Raw genomic sequence first — 19,995 nt, forward strand, 5'->3', positions numbered from 1 at the left:
GGTTAAAATGCTAATTATTTGGGGTAGGAAAGCTCTTTTTCGGAATGTCTTGAAGTTCTTCGTCTGCCAAGCTCGAAAAAGCCCATTCAATATTGGCGCACAGTCCATCAAGATCTGGAAATAGCGTTGCTGAATTAACCTCCAAACGATCCAATTGAAAGCGAATGTGGGCAAACGCATTAGAGGGAATGATTATTTTTACTAGACGAGACGCATAGGATGAATCATTTTCTAAAGCAATAAATTTCTCTTGTTCTAAATTGAAATAATGCACGGTAAACCAACCAAACTGTGCTTGAATGCGAGACGCAACCAATTTACCTCTCAACAAATAAACTCTACTGATGCTGGTTGGATCTGCTTGCTTTGAGGGTACAGCATAATCATTAGCATCAGGATAAAATAGCCACACTACGCCGGACTCGTTCTCAGCAGGTGGTTTGCAGACGCAAAACCAAAGAGCCGCTAGGGGATTAAGACTCCAATCTAGCAATCTCGTTGCTAGCCCGTGGTGCTGCATGATTGTCAGCCAGTCCCAATCATTATCGGGGTGCTGCTCAAGCAGAGGAAGACTTCTGAGTTTAAAAACTTCGAGCATTTCCCGTTCTGCTTGAAGAATAGGTAAGTAAGTTGTGAGGCGAGCAATTTTAGGTAATAGGCTCCGATCGCGTCGCTGACCACGGTAAACAGCGCGTCTTCCACGGTTAATATCCGAAAGACGCTCTACATATTCGGAGACAGTATGGATGGTGATTTCTTGCATAGATCCTTCCCTACGACTTCTAACTTCTGATGAGTGTCTTATGGATCGAGTAAAAATACTATGTCATCACGCGACAAGCAATGATGATATCAATAGTAAATAAGAGCGATAACTTTATTAAGTTGCGCCCTTCACGCCAGAGTATTCAGAGGGGGATCTGTGAAACTATCTATCTTGATGGCATCAGCTAGGAAAATTATCGGACAGCTGCGCTTATTAGGAATTGTGTTGTTGTCTTCCTTGATTCTTTCCGGCTGCGTCCAGTATCAAGTCGGGGTAAATTTTGACAGTCCCAACTATGGCGAAATCGTGCAGCATATCCAGCTAGACGAACGGCTGATGAGTTTGAGTGGCGATTCGGTCAAGACTTGGCTAGACAGCATCGAACGTCGCGTCAAGCAACTGCACGGAAAAGCGAAGCGGCGATCGGATCGAGAAGTCACGGTCACAATTCCGTTTAAAAATGGGGCGGACTTAGCAGAAAAATTTAATGCATTTTTCCACTACATTGACAAGGAAAATCCAAATAATTTAACAGAAACGGACTTGCCACCAATAGACTCTCAATTGAGTTTGAAGCAAAATAATTTTTTATTGTTAGTGAGAAATCGGTTGAGTTTCGACTTAGACTTGCGATCGCTCTCCCTAATTTCTACAAACACAAATCTCGCCATTAACCCTAGTTCGATCTTAGATTTTGAATTCAGCCTCAACGCCCCTTGGGGAGGACGCAGCATCGAGAAGGCAGAAAACGCCATTCCCGCTAACAAACAGGGTAATCGGTTGATATGGCGGCTGCAACCAGGACAGATGAATCATATAGAAACTATTTTCTGGCTCCCCAGTCCCCTGGGAATTGGCACAATTTTCATTATTTTATTCATTGCGTTAGGGGTTTATTTACGCGATCGAACTGCGCCAACTTCAGGAGGGAGTAGGGAGCAGGGAGCAGTATAGAGACGTTACACGTAACGTCTCTATACCCTAAGGAGACAACCGCTCGATCGCCCAACTACCGTTTTCTAGCAGGCGATAGCGGAGGCGATCGTGCAATCTACTCGGTCTACCTTGCCAAAATTCAATTGCGTTAGGAATAACGCGAAAACCTCCCCAGTGCGGCGGACGGGGAATGTCTCGATTTTCATACTTGGTTTGCAATTCTTGCAAGCGCTGTTCTAAAGCTGCGCGACTTTCCACCACTTGACTTTGCTCGGAAGCCCAAGCTCCCAAGCGGCTATTTAACGGACGGCTGCGATAATATTCATCTGACTCTTGGGCTGAAACTTGTTCTACCCGCCCTTCAATCCGCACTTGGCGTTCGAGTTCCGCCCACCAAAAAACTAGCGCTGCATGGGGATTGGTTGTTAGTTCTTGCCCTTTATGACTTTGATAATTGGTATAAAAAACGAAACCGCGTTCGTCAAAACCCTTGAGCAAGACAATTCGAGCCGAAGGTATGCCATCAGTCGTAGCAGTGGCTAAGGTCATAGCATTTGGTTCGGGAATTTGAGCTGATAGGGCGCGATCGAACCAAATTTGAAATTGACGCAAAGGATTCGGATCGACATCAGTTTCCTGCAAACCTTCAAGTTGATAATCTATGCGAAGATCGGCAACATTAGGATTCATGGTAATGGGTAATGGGTAATGGGTAATGGGTAATGGGTAATGGGTAATGGGTAATGGAAAAGTCGTCAGTCGGGTATTCGTAAGTGAAAAGCGAGTATCCACCAATGACCAATGACCAATGACCAACTACCAACTACCAATTTGCCTTCTCAAGCGTGTAACGACAAATTACAATTAAAGTTGAAGTGTTAAACTGTCGGGTTAAAAATCTATGACACCTTCTTTAATGAATTTCTTTTACAGTCTGCTAGCAGGTTTGGCAATTGTGGTGATCCCAGTCGTCGTTGGTTTGATTTTTATTAGCCAACAAGACAAGATTGAACGCTCATAAGAGGGAGCAGGGAGCAGGGAGCAGGGAGAATTCGGAAGCGCGGAATTCGGAAGCGCGGAATTAATGGAGAATTCCTTACCCCTCACTCCTAACTCCCGATCCCTCGTTTACCCAGCAAATTTTGACGATCTTCTAGTTGACTCGCTAGGCTAGACATACTTGAGAGAACGAAAATGGTCAACTTCAACTTTAACTTTGCGAGTATTTCGGGCATTGTCTTAGCTGTAGCTGGGGCAGCGCTATATTTCCTCCGCAACTTTCGCCCTGGATTGGCGCGAGATCACGACATTTTTTTTGCTGCGATCGGTTTAGTCTGTGGTTTCGTCCTGATTTTTCAAGGTTGGCGGTATGACCCAATTATGCAATTCGGTCAACTGCTGCTGACAGGAGGAACAATATTTTTTGCTGTAGAAAGCGTGAGGCTACGGAGCGTAGCTACAGAACAAGCTCGACGCAATACTCGAATTGTAGACGAAGAAAGACCCGTCAGCTCTGCATATCAATATGAAGCAGAGTTAGACGAATACGATCCTTTAGAGGAAGAACGCACGATCCCACGGCGGATTCGAGGGAGCAGAGATGGACGTTCCACGCGCACGGACGATTACGATCGCGAGTACGATCGCGAGGATGAAATCCCCCGACGCTATCGCCGCGATGAGGAAGAACCACCCCGCCGCTCGTCAAGCCGTAGCGGAACTGAAAGAATTGCACCTGCCGACCGAACTCGTACCAGCACCAGCAAGCGTCGTTCTCGTCCAGAATCTCGTCCCCTCCCGCCAGACACACAAGATGAAGATTGGAACGATTCAACTCAGGCAACTAGAGAAGATGACTGGGAAGAAAAAGTGACTCGTACCAGCAAGCCGCCTCGCTCCGGTAGTAACGGCTCCAGACGTGTGGAACCAGCGGATACAGAAGTGTCATCTAGACCCAGAAAACGTCGTCCGCCTCAAAATTCAGTTTACGGTCAAGATGATGTCCAAGTTCCAGCTTCCGATTATGTCGATTACAAGCCAATCGAGCGGTTTGACGACGATCGCGACAATTCGACTAATTTTGACGAGCCATAGTTTCGCACGGATGGCGACAGCATAGATGAAAAAATCTACGCTGAGACGGTGGCTGAAGTGGCTGTGTTGGACGCTCACTATAAGTATCTTGAGTTTGGCGATCGCAGCCTGTAGTCCTAGCGATCGCCAAGTTTGTTTGTCAGGCTTCCTGAATAGCCCCTATAGTGACGAACAACCAGCCTTGAGCGGTGATGGGCGTTGGTTAGCGTATGTCTCAAATCGCGATGGCAAGCACCGTTTACTGTTATACGATTTACAAGACCGCTGCCTCATTTCTCTACCGCGCATTCCCGCCGCAGCGATCGCAGAACATCCGAGCTTGAGTTATACGGGGCGCTATTTAACTTATTTAACTGGCGATCGCGGTAAACTTGTTTTGACACTATACGATCGCGCTACGCAACAGACGCAGATTGTCAGCCAGTGGTATCAGGCATGGGTGCGCAACCCCAGCATCAGTCCTGACGGGCGTTACATTGCCTTTGAAAGCAGTAAAAACGGGCAATGGGATATCGAAATTCTAGACCGAGGCGATCGCATTGAGTTGGATATTCCAGATGGTACGATGACAGTTGTTAGGGAGTAGGGAGCAGTTATCAGTGACCAGTGACCAGTGACCAGTGACCAGTGACCAGTTAGTTATTTTATCTCCTCAGCTCCCTTGTCCCCCTTGTCTCCCTCGTCTCCCTCGTCTCCGTTGTCTCCCTTGTCTTCCTCGCTCCTTGTCTCCCTTGTCTATCTGTTTCTCTCTATTGATATTGCTCCTAGTTAGTTTCCTGAGTGGCTGTAGCGGCTCTCCCCATCTTTTAAGCTATCCCTTCGATCTAGGGGGACGCAGCCTCAACAGTCCTGCCGCAGAATTGTCTCCGCGCGTTGCAGGTGAATACGTAGTGTTTACATCCGATCGCTTCGGGCGACAAGATGTTTATTTATTTAATTTGAAAACGAGTAGTCTCGTAAATCTGCCAGGGTTAAACTCTGTTGATGCGATCGCCTCCGATCCCGACTTATCAGCCGATGGTCGCTACATTGTGTTTACTAGTAGTAGGCGAGGTCAAGTTGGTATTTTTCTCTACGATCGCGAAACTCGCCAATTAAGGAATTTGACGGCAAATTTAGCAGCAGAAGTGCGCCACCCTACCATTAGCAACGATGGCAACAGGATTGCCTTTGAATCGAGCGCTAACGGTCAATGGGATATTTTAGTTTGCGATCGCGCTGGTAACTTGATTAACGTGCCGATGAACCCGCAGTGAACGGTTGTCAGGGGAGAGTGAGGAGTGAGGAGTGAGGAGCGAGGAGTGAGGGGTAAGAGAGTGGTGCATGTTTTAATTGCGACTTGCGACTTGTCTTGCTCCCTCAGCAACCTTGCGCTCCCGCAACTCTTTTATCCCCTCATACCCCTTGTCTTCGAGAGTCTCCTCACTCCTCACTCCTCGCTCCTTCTTTCACAGCTTCAATCAGCGATCGCACTTCTGCCACGCCTTCGGAAGGCTCGAATTTGAGCGGGAATTTGCCGCGTCCGAGCATTCGCAATCCTAAAGGTCCTAAACTGAGTAAGCCCCTAAGATCTCGCAGGTAATTTGATACAACGTGCAACCCAAACTTACGCTCGTCGATCCAGCCACCTTCTTTGACTAACTCGACTAAAACTTTACGGTGGCGGATGGAACGGCTATCGGCAGCATCTTTTAATGGTAAGATTTCCTGCTTGATCTGACTGATGCGATCCATCGGTGCAACATCCATTGGACAAACAGTGTTGCAGTAATAACAACGAGTGCAGCCCCAAACGCCTTGGGTTCCTTGGTTATACTTTTCTAACCGAGTTGCGGTTTCAGCATCGCGAGTATCTGCTACCATGCGGTATGCTTTGGCTAAAGCATGAGGACCGACAAAATCGGGATTGATTTCGCGAGCATTGCATTCAGAATAACAAGCACCACACATAATACAGTTACCCGTTCGATCTAATTGCGATCGCTCTGCTGGTGATTGCAAAAACTCCCGTTCTGGGATTTTTCTTGCCCCCGTGCTGACATAGGGATCGACTGCCTCTAGATGATTCCAAAAACTCTTCATATCCACTACCAGATCTTTGATGACTGGCATATTCCCCAAAGGAGAGATAATGATTTCTGGTGTCTTAACATCTCTATTCCTGCTCTCACCCGTGCTTAATTGCAGTCGGCTGACTTCGCTACCAATATTTTCTTTACAGGCTAAAGCCGAGCGACCATTAATTCGCATTCCACAACTACCACAAATAGTATTGCGACAATTTTTACGAAATGCTAAGCTACCATCTTGCTCCCACTTAATCTGATTTAAGCAGTCCAAGATTGTATTTCCTGGTTCTACCTCTAGCTGATAAGACTGAACGCGAGGCGCGGAATTTTCTGATTGTCGGATGATTTTAAATAGAACTTGCATTGCCATCAACTAAATTTTGTACATAGGAGCGATCGCGCTGATAAATCGTTGTTAACGCTACTTGACATTTAATCCATCCTTTCAAAGGAGATTTTGCTGTCTGGTTAGTTAAATTACTGCTCTGTAGTCGATCGCGCTGGAACTGCTTCTAGTCTAGAACGATCGACCTAAATCTGGTGGAATTTATCTAGCCCCAGGGTCAAGTTTCAGGTTTGTCAACCCCTTTTTTAAAAAAATATATTTTCCCTCTTTGTGGGCGCATGAGTCGCTGGTGCTAAAGAAATGAAGCTAGAGCAATTTCGTACTCGTAAAGGTCAGGGATTTTAGATTGATACCAATTTTATCTGCTCTGACAACAGATCCGATTCCCTGACCTCTTTAATGATTTGGGGGCTAGGCAGATCTCTTTTCTCGCCATAAATCAGTAGAAAGGGATGACCTCTTTCCTCCGATTTTACCTGTCTCGATCGAAATTTTTTTGGTTCTTTGCTGTGAAAGCTAAGCGCTTGCAACCATTTTTGGGAGTTAGATTCTGCTATGCCTAACCAAATTGTCCCCTTATGGCTAGCGTTTAGTTCAGTCTGCTACAGAAATGGGAAAAATTATTGATGTTTGTTGCATTTCCCAGTTAGAGTCCGAGGAGTGTCTGCTTGACTAAAAAACTTCGATGTTAGCGATCGAAGATTGTATATTTGGTAAGGTTGGTTAAAAAATTAAGATTAAATTTGCAAAGTTGAATTTAAAATGGGTAGTATCTAATTATGGAAAAAATTTTTGGAGAACAGGAGAGATTTGGACATACTTCTTCTATAAAATAAGAGATTAGCTACTTGGCAATTAGCCAGAGCAGTCGGCGATCGAAGATCGCATGTCAGTGGCAAATAAACAGCCTACAACTGACAAAGTGTAACTGATGGCTGAAAAAATCGCACAAACAATGTGCGACTAGCAAAGAGCAACTTGACGATAGACAAAAAGCAAACAGCTCAGTCAATATCTGTCAAGCAAACTTTACCCACTTTGGAGAACGTAAGGATATTTGGAGCGTGAGTACTGAAACTGCAACCCATCCATTAACTGGAAAAGCATTGCTGCAAAAGGTAAAAGAACTTTCTAACTTACCTAGACGAGAAAGAGCAAAAGCCTGTGGCTATTATACGGTCACAAAAAACAGCCAAACTCGCGTCAATTTAACCGATTTTTATGATGCCTTACTCGCAGCAAGGGGCATTCCTCTGAGTCCTGAAGGACCAAAAGATGGTCGCGGACGGGAACCAACCTATCGCGTCAGCGTACACAAAAACGGTCAAATTGTAATTGGTGCTACTTACACCGAAGCAATGGGCTTAAAGCCAGGTGATGAATTTGAGATTAAATTAGGTTACAAACACATTCACCTAATTCAACTCGATAGCGATAAAAGTAGAGACGATAACTTAGACGATGAAGACGACGAATAAAAATGGTCGTTGGTCAATTATCATTGGTTAGCCACCAGCAATCAATGGCAAGTGACCGATGACAAATTTTATCTGAGGCGTGCTAATCGCGGATCGTAGTAACTGCCAAATCTTAATGTCATTCCAGACAATTGCACCTGTATCGATGATACAGGTGACAGAATTTTTTCTAGTATGGACTGCTTGCTGGCTACCATTAGCAATTGGCTGCGCGATCGCAATTAAATGGCGACCGTCTCAACCAATTACAAGTGGACAAAAATTACCACTGCTTGCCTCACTTTACGCGATCGCGCCCTTGATTTTATGGCAAGCCAGCCAGATTTTGGCAGTACCTTTTACCGATTGGGGCTTCACCTGGAATTGGCATCTGTTAATTTCTAGTGGTGGGGGTTTTGTAATTGGCGCGATCGGTATTACTAGTTTATTTGCCGGACAAATAGCTCTTGGTTGGGTGAAATGGCAGCAATCCGAACCAAAAAAATCTAGACAAATTGCATCAGTTGTGCTGCTAACTTTACTATTAGCAGTGTGGATTAGCGGCACGGAAGAATTAATTTTTCGCGGCTTCGTTTTCACTCAACTAAAACACGACTTTTATTTAGGCTGGGCAGCTGCGATTTCCAGTCTAATTTTTGCTTTGTTACATCTAGTTTGGGAGCAAAAAGAAACATTGCCACAATTACCCGGACTGTGGTTAATGGGTATGGTGTTGGTGCTTGCCCGTTGGGTAGACAATGGAAGTTTGGGCTTAGCTTGGGGACTCCATGCGGGTTGGGTATGGGCGATCGCGTGTTTGGATACCTTACAAGTCGTAGATTATACGGGTAATGCAGCAGAATGGGTCACGGGGAAATATGGCAAGCCTTTGGCTGGTGTTGTAGGGTTACTATTTTTACTTGCAACAGGCACGCTTATTTGGTTGTACCGAGTTTTTTACGCTTAAATAAAAGCGCGATCGCGCCAGGATGTTAAAACATGCAGAAGCTCGGGAAATGCTGCAAAGCGATCGTTAATACCGTCATGTAGTATCCAACGTTCAAATTTTTATGTCACGCAAAGACGCAAAGGCGCAAAGTGGCTTCTCGTAGAGTAGGCGCGAAGAAGATCGCTAAAGGTGTTTAGCTGTGATAATTGTAACTGGATTTAGAGGGGCAAAGCGAGTGAGTTGCGCTATGGGTACGGAACGGGAGAGTTGGACTTGCAATAATTGATATTCCCAGCTATTTTGATGCTTGAACCAGTCTAGAGCTGTACTGAGGTGTTCTAGGGTAGCAAGAGCAATGACTAAAACTCCGCCAGAAGATAAGCAGGAACAGGTTTCTAGAATAGAGGTTAAGTTACCACTGCTACCACCGATAAAAACGCGATCGCATCTAGGAAGATCCTGTAAGATTTCTGGAGCAGTACCGTGGATTGACATAACGTTTTTGACTCCGAATCGTTGGCAGTTTTGAGCAATTAACGTGCTACCAGCTGCCGTTTTTTCAATTGCGTAAATTTTACTAGTAGGAAATAAACGAGCAATTTCAATCGAAACCGAACCAGTTCCCGCCCCAATATCCCATACAATTTGTTCGGGTTGCAGCGCCAGTTCGCCTAAAATCAACAGGCGTACTTCTCGTTTTGTCATCAATCCTGGGCGATCGCTAAAACTGAGAAATAAACGATCTGGTATCCCTAGTTGCGGTAAGTTGGCTAAGTTCAGTTGCAGTTCTGACTCGGATTGGCGGAGTAAGACAACAATATTTAAAGGTGCAAAAGACAGATTGTCTGTAGAAACGTTACAGTTAATCTCTCGACATACTTCGTCCTCGCTACCCAAATTTTCGCATACCCAAAGTTTGTATCGAGCGAGTAAATCTAGCGATACTAATAGACGAGCGATCGCATGAGGGTTATTTGTGTTATCCGTCAATACGGCAATCTTCTCTACCCCTTGCTGCAACGCCTGAATTAATTCATCTAGCGATCGCCCGTGAGCGCTGATCGCTCTAGCATCTTGCCAGGGAACTTTGAGCCGATTAAATGCTAACTGGATTGAGCTGAGGTGGGGATGAAAAGTTAGGTGTTCTGGTGGGAGTTCCGCGAGTAGCAATCGCCCTAAACCAAAAAATAACGGATCGCCCGATACTAAAATTACAATACCATCTTTCCCATCTGCTAAATAACGGCGAATTTGAGCGATCGCTTCGATGAAATCTCCTAGTATCAGGCGTGGTGCTGGGTGGTGTGGGAAGTAATTTAAATGGCGATCGCTCCCTACAAGTAATTTTGCCTTCACAACCAATTGACGTAGTGAATCAACTAGTCCCTCAGTTCCATCTAATCCAATGCCAATTACGTGTATTGGTGTCATTTAATAATTATCAGTTGACAGCGATCGGCGATCGGTAGAAAGTGGTGCGTGGCGTGGGAAATACTGACGACTTACGACTGACGATTTACGACTTACGACTCCCGTTCTAATGCCAACATAATTAAAGCATTTAAGATCGCAGCAGCGATGGAGGAACCTCCTTTGCGTCCTTCTACACGAATTTGATTGACTGGGGAGCGAGCTAATGCAGCCTTAGATTCAACTACTGAGATAAAACCTACTGGCGCACCAATTACCAAAGCTGGTAGCGTACTGGCGCTTTCTAATTCTTGACATAAAGCTAAAAGCGCTGTGGGAGCATTACCGATCGCAAAAATTGCTGTAGGAAACTTTGCATAAGATTGGATTAATCCTGTTTCCGTGCGGGTTTTGCCTGGAAGAGCTACTTCAACTCCTTCTACAGCACTAATGAGTGGATTATCAAAAGTTTTTCTGAGCAAACTCACTACACCCTGTTTCACCATTCCTACATCAGTAATAATCGGCACGCGATCGCGAACTGCCTGAATTCCTGCTTCAATGGCGTTGGGACTAAAACGAATCAAATGCTGAAACTCAAAATCAGCCGTACTATGAATTACCCGTCTGACGATCGCATACTCAGCCGGACTAAATTTATCTTTATACGTGCCAATTTCGCGATCGATAACCGCAAAACTCTGCGTCATGATGGGATGGATAGGGAAGTTCACAGTTGTCAGCTATCAGTTATCAGTTATCGTAGGGGCGGGTTTAGGCAATAGATTAACAATTAAAACAGTAGATCGGGAGTCAAAACCCGCCCGTACAGACGTTACTTTGTAGAGACGTTACATGTAACGTCTCTACAAAGTAACGTCTGTACAAAACTAGTTCCACCATAAAACAAGTTTACTCCACTGAAACTATACTTCTCATTTGATTTGGTCAATGTGCGACGATCGAGATGCTAGAGTATGTCAGTTGTCAGTTGTCAGTTATCAGGAAGCAGGGAGCTTCTGAGTAGTTACTTACGAATTACGACTTACTAACCGTGCCAATCTACTTCTACTGGGGTGAGGATGAGTTTTCGTTGCAACAAGCAGTCAATGGCTTGCGCGATCGCTGCCTCGACCCAAATTGGATGAGTTTTAACTACACGCAAATTCCGCCTACACAATCCGATGCGGTAATTCAGGGACTCAATCAAGCGATGACACCACCATTTGGGATGGGTAGTCGTCTTGTTTGGCTGGTGGATACCACTGTTTGTCAAAATTGTTCGGATGACTTATTGGCTGAACTAAAACGCACCCTACCAGCTATTCCCGAGACTTCAGTTTTGTTACTGACAAGTCGCAATAAACCGGATGGCAGGCTGAAATCGACTAAACTTTTCCAAGAACATGCCGAAGTGCAGGAATTTGCGCTGATTCCACCGTGGAAAACAGATTTACTGCTTCAGCAGGTACGACAAGCCGCTCAAAGTTTGGGGGTGAAGCTTACTCCCAGTGCAGTAGAAGCGATCGTTGAATCTGTAGGAAATGATACGCGACTGCTTTATAACGAACTGGAAAAGCTCAAACTCTATGCAGGTGAGAATTCTCCACCCATAGGCGAGAGTATTGTAGCAGACTTGGTTAAAGTCAATACTCAAAATAGCTTAAAGCTAGCAGAAGCAATTCGTCAGGGAGATACAAACAAAACTTTGATTCTCATCGGGCAGTTGATCGGTCGCAACGAACCCGTACTCAAAATCGTGGCGACGTTGATCGGACAGTTTCGGACTTGGCTATGGGTAAAGCTAATGTTAGAACGAGGCGAAAACTCGGAACAACAGATCGCTCAAGCAGCAGAAATTAGCAATCCTAAACGAGTATTTATTCTCAAGCGAGAAGTGATGCAGATTTCTACACAGCAACTGATCGCTGCTTTACCCGTCTTGCTGGAATTAGAAGTGAGCTTGAAACAAGGTGCAGAACACATAACGACGTTGCAAACAAAAGCGATCGCCCTTTGCCAGATTTTTTCATCATCTAACAGCTAGCTGTAAGCTGGAATAAAGCGCAGTGAGAAATGGCTGGAACTTCTAACTCTGAAAATGATTCAAAAGAACTGATGCCTCCGGTATGACATTTTCTGCCAACATAAAATATGACTAAATTTTGCTATCTCTATTTACTGACCAACTTCAACCGGATGTTATCGCGATCGCTGCTGATTGGGGCAATTAGCGCGTTGAGTGTAGTTGCTGGACTACCCGATCTGCACAATTTCAGCAATCTCAACTTCAGCACTGCTGCATCTGCTCAAGACTTCAGCGAAGCAGAAGTTAACAATTATGCTAGGGCTGTTTTGGAGGCAGAACCAGTCCGCCAAACGGCTTTAACCGATCTCAAACAAAGTATGGGTTCTGAAGAGTTACCCCGCATTGCGTGCGATCGCGAAGATAGCATCTCTAACCTACCAGATAACGCTCGCAGTATTGCCAAAGGCTATTGCTCGCAGTATGAATCAATTGTGAAAAAATACTTTAGTTCTTTTGAAGAATTTAATCAAATTACCAAAACAGTCCAAAATAATCCCGATTTAAGACAGCGAATTCAAGATGAAATGCTGCGATTACAAGGTAGCCCTTAACGAAGTCGTAATTCGTAATTCGTAATTCGTAATTCGTAATTCGTAATTCGTAATTCGTAAGTAGAGAATTAACTGCTCCCTGCTCACTGGTCACTGGTCACTGGTCACTGGTCACTGATAACTGCTCCCTACTTCCTGATAACTGATAACTGATGTTAACTATAACCGATCGCTTACCAGCTATTAACAGTGCTGTCAATGCTTTTACCTTGGTGCTGACGGCGGAGGAACGTACGAAAAGCCGCCATCGCTTTGAAACTGAGGAAGGAGAAACGGTATTTCTACGTTTACCCAGAGGAACGGTGTTGCGAGATGGAGATATGCTGCGATCGGATAATGGCGAATATTTGATTTTAGTCAAGGCAAAATCAGAACTAGTCTTGACGGTCACAGCAGCTACATCTTTAGATTTACTGAGGGCTGCATATCATTTGGGTAATCGTCACGTACCTCTAGAAATTGGTACTAACTATCTTCGCTTATCTCCCGATCCAGTATTGCAAGCAATGTTAGAACATCTGGGAGTCATCGTAATAGAAGAAAACGCTCCATTTCAGCCTGAAGTTGGCGCATATGGACACCATTAGGAATTCGGAATTGGCGCTACTAAGTTTGCTGCAATTGGCGAGTCCAGCTTTACCAGTAGGGGCTTATAGTTATTCTGAGGGTATAGAAACGCTGGTAGAATGGGGGGCGATCGCAGATGCTCAAAGTTTGCAACATTGGTTAGAACGGGAATTGCATTTTGGCGCAATTCGGATTGAAGCGGCGATGACGATCAGAGCATATAATGCTGTTTTGGCAAGCAATTTAACAAATTTAAATTATTGGAATAGTTGGCTATCGGCGGCGCGGGAAACGGAAGAGTTGCGTAATTCTAGTTGGCAAATGGGGCGATCGCTGATGCGGTTGTTGTTGGAACTTGAGCCACAGTTAGAATCTATATTTAATGCGGTAGGTAATTCGGTGAATTATGCGATCGCCTTCGGAGTGGCTGCGCATTGCTGGCAAATTTCCCAAGAAACTGCTGTTTTAGGTTATTTACACAGTTGGGCGACAAATTTAGTTACTGCTGGGATTAAACTAATTCCCCTCGGACAAACTGCCGGACAACAGATTTTAATTAATTTACAAGCTCATATAGTTGATGCAGCTGCTCGGATTTCAGTCTTAACTGATGACGAGTTGAGTAGTTGTAGCTGGGGTTTATCGCTGGCTAGTATGGCACACGAAACTCAATATACGCGCTTATTTCGCAGTTAATAGTATTTCTGACTAAAAACTATAAGTAGAAATTGCGATCGCCCCAATTCCTAATCCCAACCAAATGAAAAAACTATGCCGCGTCAGTTGTAGGGCTTGATGAATCTTTTCAGCTGTGATGGGATAAATCGGTTCTCCAAGTAAAGGCTTTTGCTTGGCTACTCCGCGATACCAATTTGTCCCCCCCAGTTGTACGCCTAAGACAGCTGCATAAGCGCATTCACTCCAACCTGAATTAGGACTAGGATCTTTAATTGCATCTCGCTGACACATTTGCCATACATACAAAGGCTTAAGCGATCGCAATGCGAGAGTTAATACTGTTAAACGACAAGGCAACCACGTTAATCGGTCTTCCAACTTAGCGCTGAATCTGCCTAAATGAGTGTATGGTGCTTCTCGATAACCTACCATCGAATCAAGAGTACTTGCTGCTTTGTATGCCAAGGGCAGAAACGCCACATTTGTATATGGTATGAAGGCAGAGGCGATCGCGTAAAATAAGGGAGCCATCACCCCATCAGTGGCATTTTCCGCTACTGTTTCTAAGACTGCTCTCAAAATTTCTGGTGCTGAGAGTTCTTGCGTATCTCTACCAACATAAAGACTTAATTTCGCTCTCGCTTGTACCAAATCGCCAGTTTTCAAAGGTTGCAAGACATCTTCTGCTGCTGTTCTCAGACTGCGCCCAGCAAAACAACTGGCTAATAAAATGCTATCTGTCACTAGACCCAATAATGGATGTACTTGGCTAGCAGCATAAACCAATAACCAGCTAACAGCACCACTACCAAGAATTAATCCCAAACCTAAAACCACACCCGCCCAGTAGAGCGATCGCTCGGATTTCAAATATTTGAATGCGAAATAATTAAACTGAGCAATTAGCCATCCCATCACCCGCACCGGATGTGGAAAACCCCAAGGATCGCCAATTAAGTAGTCTAAAACTGCGGCGATGAGAAGAGGGCTGGGGGAGCTGGGGACAAAATTCAAAATTCAAAATTCACGCATTCAAAATTGGGACAAGGGAGACAAGGGAGAAAAGAGAGCTGAGGGAGCGGAGGAGAACGATCGCCAATTCCGAATTCCGAATTCCGAATTCCGAATTCTTCCCACATCATACTCATTCCTCGCTTCTCACTCCTAAACCACAAAATTTGTTTCTTCTCCTTGAGCGGCTTGCCAACTACGGGCATCGTAGTAGAGATCGGCAAGAGTAATACTATACAATGCTTCTCTCATTTTTTGATGCAATCGTTGCCAGAGCGTAAAAGTGACCCAATCTTCTGCTTGTCCTGGTTCTGGTTGATGGTGGGGCAAAGGTTCGATAGTTTCTCCGACAGCAGCGAGAATTTCACCTAATGAAATTGCCGCAGGCGATCGCGCTAATTTGTATCCTCCTTGAACTCCCCGCACCGATGTTACTAATCCTGCTCGTCGCATTTCAATCAGTAATTTCTCTAAATAAGGAGCAGGAATTTCTTGCCGAGCGGCAATTGCTTTAACTGCTACCGGAGTGTAATTTGGTTGCAGGCTCAGATCGAGCAATGCTTTAACGCTGTAGTGACCCCTAGTTGTCAGTTTCATTTCTCAGTTATCATTTCTCAGTTATCAGTTATCAGTGAGTGATGAGTCATTAATTGCGACTTGCAACTTGCGGCTTGGAGACTTTTGACTTTTGGCTTTTGACTTTTGACTTCTATCGCCCACTCTTTTTATATTTAGAGAAAATTACTTTACACATTGATGCGTGCAGCAAAAATCACGTAGTTGTCTTTTGGGGGAGAGCAATTTTTCAGTTTAATTACCTACTGAGGGTAGATAAATAGACGAAGTCACTCGTTCCCGAACGAATAAATTTTCCCGAAGATGACGATCGCGATCGCTACCACACAACCAACAGTACTTCAGTCAGTTTTTGCCGATGCTATTTCCTGGGGATGATTCGATTGGATCGGGGATTGACAAAGTTCGGACAGTTATTAGGATGATTCATACTATTTTCAATCAAAAAAAATTTCAAAATTAAGATCGAAAAGCTGAAAGAATTACTATAATCAGTGTATTATAGTTAGCTAAGCTGATATAAAGCTAAATTAAACTAAATCATAGCTTCAGTTAGCTGACAATCAAAACTGTAAACCACCTGCTCCAGTTAAAACAGAACTAAGTTGATGAATAAAAAGAAAAAGATCGAGCCTCTAGCCGGAGAAGCACTGCTCAAGAAAGTCAAAGAGCTAGATAGCCTGAGTAAAGAAGAAAAGGCAAAGGAATGCGGCTACTACACGACTACCAAAAATGGTGTAGAGCGTGTCAATATGATGAAGTTTCTCAACGCGCTAATAGATGCGGAAGGCATTGAATTAGATAGTACTTCCAACTCAAATGGGCGTGGCGGACGTAGTGCCAGCTACCGCATTAGCGTTCAATCGAACGGTAATTTGCTAATTGGTTCGGCATATACGAAGCAAATGGGTCTACAACAAGGAGATGAATTTGTCATCACTCTAGGGAAAAAACACATTCATCTCAAGCAAATAGATGGAGCAAAAGAAGACGTAGAGGCTACAGCTTGAGATTTAGGGGACGAGATCGCATCCAAATCGATCTGCTATTTCGTCAGACTTCAAGCTCAATTTTATCAGCAGCAAACAGTACCTCAAGTTTTGCTAGAAAAGCGCTTTTTGAGAGTTGCAGAGTTAGTTTTTCACCCGAAAGTAAAGCTAGCGGGTGAAAAACTAAGCTGTTCGACTTGTAAGAGTGCGATAACTTTATTGAGTTACTTAGGCGGGTACTTATCGAGATCCCATTGGAGAAACGCAGCTTAACAAACTTGCCACCAGAGGCAAGCAATTTATTGTTAAGGTTTCCTGACTAGAACTGATAAAGCCCGCCACTATATTTTCGATCGCAAGTTCAATTTGCGATTGACAGGACGTTGACGATTAAATCTACTACTCGCTAGCCACTAGCCATTACTCACTTTTTGGCAACGCTAATTCTTCTACAGGTAGTGAAACTTTGAGATAAGGATGAAGCGCTTTGCGAGTTGTTGCTAGTTTACAAGTTAAAGCAATTTGTTCCCGTTCGAGCAAGCCTAAAACTTGTTCTGGCTGATCTCGATCGACAATTGGTAACTGATGTAACCCCCTGGCTCCCATTCGAGATAGAGCCTCAGATAAAGGTTCATCCGTGTAAGCATAAAGTAAATCGGTCGTGCAAATATCGACCAATTGAGCATCAGCATTTTCCCAAGTTGCGATCGCCCGATTAATATCTTCTAAAGTCACAATTCCTAGTAGTTGCAGTTCGGGATTGACCACCAAAGCACTACGACAATGAGCGTTAGTCATGGATAAACCTGCTTGAGAGACAGACATAGAATCTGGCAACATGAGAGGCGATTCGTAAATTGCTTCTCTTACCAATATTTGCTGCACAATTTCTCGATCTTCGTCCCCAACTAAATTCAAATTCAACTGTTGTAAATTGGCGCTAGATTCAGGAGTTACGCTTTTTTTCAGCCGTTCTACTAACCAGACACTTAAGCCAACCGCCGCCATCAACGGTAAAACAATGCGATAGTCGCGCGTCAATTCAAACAATAATAGAATTGCTGTTAAAGGAGCTTTAGCACTTCCAGCTAGTACAGCTGCCATTCCCACCATCGCGTAAGCTGGCGGACCAGCCATATACATGCCAATTTGTGGTAGCAGTGCCGCTAAAATTTTGCCATATGCTGCTCCCAACGAAGCACCGAGAAACATAGCTGGAGCAAAAACCCCGCCAACCAAACCGCTGCCCATACTAATCGCCGTGGTTACTAGCTTCAGCACCAGCAGAATTAACAATAGCAGCAAAGAAAACTCAACATCCTGAAGCATAGCTTCTATGGTTTCGTATCCAATGCCTAAAATCTGCGGATAGAGCAACGCCACCAAGCCGACACAAGCACCACCAATCACCGGATGCATTGGCAAGGGAACGCGACCCAGCCAAGCAAAACCTTTAACTTGTCCGCGAAAACAGGCTCGTCCCCAAAGGAGTAATTGAGTGTAGGCGATTGAAATAATGCTAGCAGCTATTCCCAAGCCGACATAGAGCGGTAACTCTAAGGGGCTGCGAACCTCGTATACAGGTAAAGCAAAAGCTGGCTGTCCTCCCAAACCAATTTGGGCAACCAGCGCCGATACAACCGCTGCTAGCAAGACGACGCTGACAGCCGAATTCGCAAATGTCGTTCCCAACACCACTTCTAGAGCAAAAAATACTCCCGCAATGGGAGCATTGAAACCCGCTGCCAAACCTGCTGCTGCCCCTGCACCTAAAAGTAGACGCTGGCGTTCTTGCGAGACTTGTAGAACGTGAGCGAGTAACACGCCAAAATTAGCTCCAACTTCGACGCTGGGACCTTCAGGACCGAGCGAAGCACCACTACCCAAAGATACAGAAGCAGCTACCATCTTGGTTACAGGCTGAAGCCGCTGCAAAATAGCATGTCGCGTGGCACTACCAGAAGCCGCAGCAATTAAAGAAGACAGCCCAGGACCGAAATCTTGCCTGCGCGTCAGCATCAATCCGACAATGAATCCGCCCAGAGTTGGAACCAGAGCAATTGTCCACGCACCCCAAGCGGAGAGCGTCCCCATCAAATTAACAAAAGCAACGTAGTGAACGAGTTCGATTAAATAGTGAAATGTCACCACACCCATACCCGTACCGCCGCCAATCAAGACCGCTAGAAGTAAGACAACGGCTTCTGGAGAAGGCTGAAAGCGATTGAGAATGTGGGCAATAGGGTTAGAAGGAGCAGCAAGCCCGCCAGATTGTGGCTGACTCACCTCAGACAGGGAACGATCGGTCATTTAGAGATAAAAAACGAAAAATAAAGTTAAATTTTTTTCACAATCTACTATTACTCATTCTCAGCGATTTTTCTGAAGCCAGACAAGTAGATAGTTGCGATCGTTTAAGAAGCTTTGCTAAGCAAGTGCGATCGCGCTCGAAAAAGAGTTATAAGAGTGCTTAAATGTAGGTTGGGAGCTAATTAGCAATCCCTAATCCGCTCGCGTTCGTCATAGGCAACCGCAAATGACAAATGACTAGAGTAAAGTGAGTAGTGAGTAGTGGCGATATGAGTTGGTAGCAACGAGAGCTGGTGGCTAGCCACTCACAAATGACAAATGACAACAAACACCATCTAGCTTGTAGCTTAACTATTTTCAGTATGCATATAAAATCAGACGATATATTGAATTAGCGTTTAAGATAGAAAAAATAAAAATTTATAGATTCACGTAATCGAACGCTCTAGGCGTGAAGAAACTCGTAAAGCCCCGAATACTCTCAAAGATAGGGGCTAATATCAGAGCGGCTGGTATATACTTCTACCAGTTTTGTCAAAAAGATTTGGCAGGAGCTGCCTATTGCCGTGGTTTGCATCCGCCAGTCCTCGTTATCTCTTGTGAACAAAAGCTAAATTTTTAGTTTGGTTCGATCGCGATCGCTTTATTAGTTGGAATTAGCAGTTTTACATTGCTTATGCCAACAATTTCTCACGCTCCCCAGGTTCGACGCATTAGGTTATCGCTGATGAACACTCACACTGGAAACCACTCTCTCACTTGCCCGATTTGTCAACGTACCGAACAGCTCAAGCCAATCAAAGGCAATCGTGGGCTTTTTACCTGTCCTAATTGTCAAGAAAAATTAGTTGTCAGTTGGAGCGGTCATTACGTGCGCGATCCCCAATGCTTAAAACAAGTTATGGTAGCGCACGCGCTGCGTCGTCAAAGCCGACCTTGGGCAAGAATCATCCGCGACCTTGGTTCGCTCAAACGTCCTGTAGCAGTCTTAACGGCGGGTAGTATCTTTTTGTTAGGGATTAGTATCTTCAGTCTAGATAGCCTCAACAAACAACAATCTCCCTGGGACAGATTGGTAGAAGATGTGAAGGAAATAGCAAATTGAGTCAGTTATCGGCGAACAGGGTGTGGGTAATTGGTAATTGGTAATTGGTAATTGGTAATTGCCCCTCTGCTCCTCTGCTCGTGCGCTCGATC

Annotated in this window: 23 protein-coding genes; 14 read left to right on the forward strand and 9 right to left on the reverse strand. The window is 44.7% G+C overall.

Going from position 1 to position 19,995, the window contains the following annotated elements; genetic code table 11:
* Window positions 1-10 precede the first annotated feature (10 nt).
* Window positions 11-763 (reverse strand): FRG domain-containing protein, encoded by a 753-nt coding sequence (locus M5J74_RS26530; protein WP_106166378.1) that lies wholly within the window; start codon window positions 761-763, stop codon window positions 11-13.
* A gap of 159 nt (window positions 764-922) precedes the next feature.
* On the opposite strand from M5J74_RS26530, the gene M5J74_RS26535 reads away from it, so the two are divergent.
* Complete coding sequence (locus M5J74_RS26535; protein ID WP_250014221.1) at window positions 923-1,720, forward strand: DUF3153 domain-containing protein; 798 nt, start codon at window positions 923-925, stop codon at window positions 1,718-1,720.
* Between the two features lie 27 nt (window positions 1,721-1,747).
* On the opposite strand, the gene pdxH is transcribed toward M5J74_RS26535, so the two are convergent.
* Window positions 1,748-2,392, reverse strand: a complete 645-nt coding sequence (gene pdxH, locus M5J74_RS26540) for a pyridoxamine 5'-phosphate oxidase (protein ID WP_106218305.1) — start codon at window positions 2,390-2,392, stop codon at window positions 1,748-1,750.
* Window positions 2,393-2,603: 211 nt separating this feature from the next.
* Here pdxH and psbX point away from each other — a divergent pair, with 211 nt between their 5' ends.
* From psbX to M5J74_RS26560, 4 genes are all read left to right on the forward strand, one after another.
* The gene (psbX, locus tag M5J74_RS26545; protein ID WP_106218306.1) at window positions 2,604-2,723 is read left to right on the forward strand and encodes a photosystem II reaction center X protein; all 120 of its coding nucleotides are present in this window, start codon (window positions 2,604-2,606) and stop codon (window positions 2,721-2,723) included.
* Between the two features lie 173 nt (window positions 2,724-2,896).
* Window positions 2,897-3,796, forward strand: coding sequence for a Ycf66 family protein (locus M5J74_RS26550; protein ID WP_015156887.1), 900 nt, complete (start codon window positions 2,897-2,899; stop codon window positions 3,794-3,796).
* A 25-nt stretch (window positions 3,797-3,821) separates the two neighbouring features.
* A complete protein-coding gene (locus M5J74_RS26555; RefSeq protein ID WP_106218307.1) occupies window positions 3,822-4,382 on the forward strand; it encodes a TolB family protein in 561 nt (186 codons plus the stop codon).
* A gap of 145 nt (window positions 4,383-4,527) precedes the next feature.
* Window positions 4,528-5,052 (forward strand): TolB family protein, encoded by a 525-nt coding sequence (locus tag M5J74_RS26560; protein ID WP_041463488.1) that lies wholly within the window; start codon window positions 4,528-4,530, stop codon window positions 5,050-5,052.
* 166 nt (window positions 5,053-5,218) lie between these two features.
* Here the strand turns inward: M5J74_RS26560 and M5J74_RS26565 are convergent, their stop codons facing one another.
* A complete protein-coding gene (locus tag M5J74_RS26565; RefSeq protein ID WP_084739233.1) occupies window positions 5,219-6,229 on the reverse strand; it encodes a succinate dehydrogenase/fumarate reductase iron-sulfur subunit in 1,011 nt (336 codons plus the stop codon).
* A 1,046-nt stretch (window positions 6,230-7,275) separates the two neighbouring features.
* On the opposite strand from M5J74_RS26565, the gene M5J74_RS26570 reads away from it, so the two are divergent.
* Together M5J74_RS26570 and M5J74_RS26575 are read left to right on the forward strand one after the other, a co-directional pair.
* Window positions 7,276-7,689 (forward strand): AbrB family transcriptional regulator, encoded by a 414-nt coding sequence (locus tag M5J74_RS26570; protein ID WP_015156891.1) that lies wholly within the window; start codon window positions 7,276-7,278, stop codon window positions 7,687-7,689.
* Between the two features lie 115 nt (window positions 7,690-7,804).
* The gene (locus M5J74_RS26575) at window positions 7,805-8,635 is read left to right on the forward strand and encodes a CPBP family intramembrane glutamic endopeptidase (RefSeq protein WP_051033300.1); all 831 of its coding nucleotides are present in this window, start codon (window positions 7,805-7,807) and stop codon (window positions 8,633-8,635) included.
* A gap of 165 nt (window positions 8,636-8,800) precedes the next feature.
* On the opposite strand, the gene cbiE is transcribed toward M5J74_RS26575, so the two are convergent.
* Window positions 8,801-10,048 (reverse strand): precorrin-6y C5,15-methyltransferase (decarboxylating) subunit CbiE, encoded by a 1,248-nt coding sequence (cbiE, locus tag M5J74_RS26580; protein ID WP_127023659.1) that lies wholly within the window; start codon window positions 10,046-10,048, stop codon window positions 8,801-8,803.
* 92 nt (window positions 10,049-10,140) lie between these two features.
* Window positions 10,141-10,737 (reverse strand): precorrin-8X methylmutase, encoded by a 597-nt coding sequence (locus M5J74_RS26585; protein ID WP_241994272.1) that lies wholly within the window; start codon window positions 10,735-10,737, stop codon window positions 10,141-10,143.
* Between M5J74_RS26585 and M5J74_RS26590 the strand changes: the two genes are divergently transcribed.
* The 5 genes from M5J74_RS26590 (at window position 10,736) to M5J74_RS26610 (ending at window position 13,930) form a co-directional block, all read left to right on the forward strand.
* The gene (locus M5J74_RS26590) at window positions 10,736-10,873 is read left to right on the forward strand and encodes a hypothetical protein (RefSeq protein WP_250014227.1); all 138 of its coding nucleotides are present in this window, start codon (window positions 10,736-10,738) and stop codon (window positions 10,871-10,873) included. The genes M5J74_RS26585 and M5J74_RS26590 overlap by 2 nt on opposite strands.
* Before the next feature lie 208 nt (window positions 10,874-11,081).
* Window positions 11,082-12,074: a DNA polymerase III subunit delta gene (gene holA, locus M5J74_RS26595; protein WP_106166205.1), complete on the forward strand. Its 993-nt coding sequence runs from the start codon at window positions 11,082-11,084 to the stop codon at window positions 12,072-12,074.
* Between the two features lie 107 nt (window positions 12,075-12,181).
* The gene (locus M5J74_RS26600; protein WP_015156896.1) at window positions 12,182-12,667 is read left to right on the forward strand and encodes a DUF4168 domain-containing protein; all 486 of its coding nucleotides are present in this window, start codon (window positions 12,182-12,184) and stop codon (window positions 12,665-12,667) included.
* 152 nt (window positions 12,668-12,819) lie between these two features.
* Entirely contained in the window at window positions 12,820-13,254 is a 435-nt protein-coding gene (ureE, locus tag M5J74_RS26605; RefSeq protein WP_015156897.1) for an urease accessory protein UreE, read from the forward strand.
* The gene (locus M5J74_RS26610; protein ID WP_250014229.1) at window positions 13,241-13,930 is read left to right on the forward strand and encodes an urease accessory protein UreF; all 690 of its coding nucleotides are present in this window, start codon (window positions 13,241-13,243) and stop codon (window positions 13,928-13,930) included. The genes ureE and M5J74_RS26610 overlap by 14 nt, the downstream gene beginning before the upstream one ends.
* Before the next feature lie 12 nt (window positions 13,931-13,942).
* On the opposite strand, the gene cbiB is transcribed toward M5J74_RS26610, so the two are convergent.
* The 3 genes from cbiB to M5J74_RS26625 are packed head-to-tail and all read right to left on the reverse strand — an operon-like array spanning window position 13,943 to window position 15,520.
* Window positions 13,943-14,926 (reverse strand): adenosylcobinamide-phosphate synthase CbiB, encoded by a 984-nt coding sequence (gene cbiB / locus M5J74_RS26615; RefSeq protein ID WP_250014231.1) that lies wholly within the window; start codon window positions 14,924-14,926, stop codon window positions 13,943-13,945.
* A complete protein-coding gene (locus M5J74_RS26620; protein WP_250014232.1) occupies window positions 14,923-15,060 on the reverse strand; it encodes a hypothetical protein in 138 nt (45 codons plus the stop codon). The genes cbiB and M5J74_RS26620 overlap by 4 nt, the downstream gene beginning before the upstream one ends.
* Window positions 15,061-15,076: 16 nt before the next feature.
* A complete protein-coding gene (locus tag M5J74_RS26625) occupies window positions 15,077-15,520 on the reverse strand; it encodes an Rrf2 family transcriptional regulator (RefSeq protein ID WP_015156901.1) in 444 nt (147 codons plus the stop codon).
* Window positions 15,521-16,107: 587 nt separating this feature from the next.
* Between M5J74_RS26625 and M5J74_RS26630 the strand changes: the two genes are divergently transcribed.
* Window positions 16,108-16,509, forward strand: coding sequence for an AbrB family transcriptional regulator (locus tag M5J74_RS26630; RefSeq protein WP_015156902.1), 402 nt, complete (start codon window positions 16,108-16,110; stop codon window positions 16,507-16,509).
* 399 nt (window positions 16,510-16,908) lie between these two features.
* Here M5J74_RS26630 and M5J74_RS26635 read toward each other — a convergent pair whose 3' ends face one another.
* Window positions 16,909-18,798, reverse strand: a complete 1,890-nt coding sequence (locus M5J74_RS26635) for a chloride channel protein (RefSeq protein WP_106166202.1) — start codon at window positions 18,796-18,798, stop codon at window positions 16,909-16,911.
* A gap of 727 nt (window positions 18,799-19,525) precedes the next feature.
* Here M5J74_RS26635 and M5J74_RS26640 point away from each other — a divergent pair.
* Window positions 19,526-19,903 carry a hypothetical protein gene (locus M5J74_RS26640; protein WP_041463490.1) on the forward strand — a complete coding sequence of 126 codons (378 nt, stop codon included), beginning with the start codon at window positions 19,526-19,528 and terminating at the stop codon, window positions 19,901-19,903.
* Window positions 19,904-19,995 lie beyond the last annotated feature (92 nt).

The organism is Chroococcidiopsis sp. CCNUC1, assembly GCF_023546805.1.
Classification (GTDB): Bacteria; Cyanobacteriota; Cyanobacteriia; order Cyanobacteriales; family Chroococcidiopsidaceae; genus Chroococcidiopsis; species Chroococcidiopsis thermalis.

What these genes read in the sequence shown, in the direction of transcription:
- M5J74_RS26530 (WP_106166378.1), bottom strand. Translation starts at nt 763, where the DNA reads ATGCAAGAAATCACCATCCATACTGTCTCCGAATATGTAGAGCGTCTT.
- pdxH (WP_106218305.1), bottom strand. Translation starts at nt 2,392, where the DNA reads ATGAATCCTAATGTTGCCGATCTTCGCATAGATTATCAACTTGAAGGT.
- psbX (WP_106218306.1), top strand. Translation starts at nt 2,604, where the DNA reads ATGACACCTTCTTTAATGAATTTCTTTTACAGTCTGCTAGCAGGTTTG.
- M5J74_RS26550 (WP_015156887.1), top strand. Translation starts at nt 2,897, where the DNA reads ATGGTCAACTTCAACTTTAACTTTGCGAGTATTTCGGGCATTGTCTTA.
- M5J74_RS26555 (WP_106218307.1), top strand. Translation starts at nt 3,822, where the DNA reads ATGAAAAAATCTACGCTGAGACGGTGGCTGAAGTGGCTGTGTTGGACG.
- M5J74_RS26565 (WP_084739233.1), bottom strand. Translation starts at nt 6,229, where the DNA reads ATGCAAGTTCTATTTAAAATCATCCGACAATCAGAAAATTCCGCGCCT.
- M5J74_RS26575 (WP_051033300.1), top strand. Translation starts at nt 7,805, where the DNA reads ATGTCATTCCAGACAATTGCACCTGTATCGATGATACAGGTGACAGAA.
- cbiE (WP_127023659.1), bottom strand. Translation starts at nt 10,048, where the DNA reads ATGACACCAATACACGTAATTGGCATTGGATTAGATGGAACTGAGGGA.
- M5J74_RS26590 (WP_250014227.1), top strand. Translation starts at nt 10,736, where the DNA reads ATGATGGGATGGATAGGGAAGTTCACAGTTGTCAGCTATCAGTTATCA.
- M5J74_RS26585 (WP_241994272.1), bottom strand. Translation starts at nt 10,737, where the DNA reads ATGACGCAGAGTTTTGCGGTTATCGATCGCGAAATTGGCACGTATAAA.
- M5J74_RS26600 (WP_015156896.1), top strand. Translation starts at nt 12,182, where the DNA reads ATGACTAAATTTTGCTATCTCTATTTACTGACCAACTTCAACCGGATG.
- ureE (WP_015156897.1), top strand. Translation starts at nt 12,820, where the DNA reads ATGTTAACTATAACCGATCGCTTACCAGCTATTAACAGTGCTGTCAAT.
- M5J74_RS26610 (WP_250014229.1), top strand. Translation starts at nt 13,241, where the DNA reads ATGGACACCATTAGGAATTCGGAATTGGCGCTACTAAGTTTGCTGCAA.
- M5J74_RS26620 (WP_250014232.1), bottom strand. Translation starts at nt 15,060, where the DNA reads ATGAGTATGATGTGGGAAGAATTCGGAATTCGGAATTCGGAATTCGGA.
- M5J74_RS26625 (WP_015156901.1), bottom strand. Translation starts at nt 15,520, where the DNA reads ATGAAACTGACAACTAGGGGTCACTACAGCGTTAAAGCATTGCTCGAT.
- M5J74_RS26630 (WP_015156902.1), top strand. Translation starts at nt 16,108, where the DNA reads ATGAATAAAAAGAAAAAGATCGAGCCTCTAGCCGGAGAAGCACTGCTC.
- M5J74_RS26635 (WP_106166202.1), bottom strand. Translation starts at nt 18,798, where the DNA reads ATGACCGATCGTTCCCTGTCTGAGGTGAGTCAGCCACAATCTGGCGGG.
- M5J74_RS26640 (WP_041463490.1), top strand. Translation starts at nt 19,526, where the DNA reads ATGAACACTCACACTGGAAACCACTCTCTCACTTGCCCGATTTGTCAA.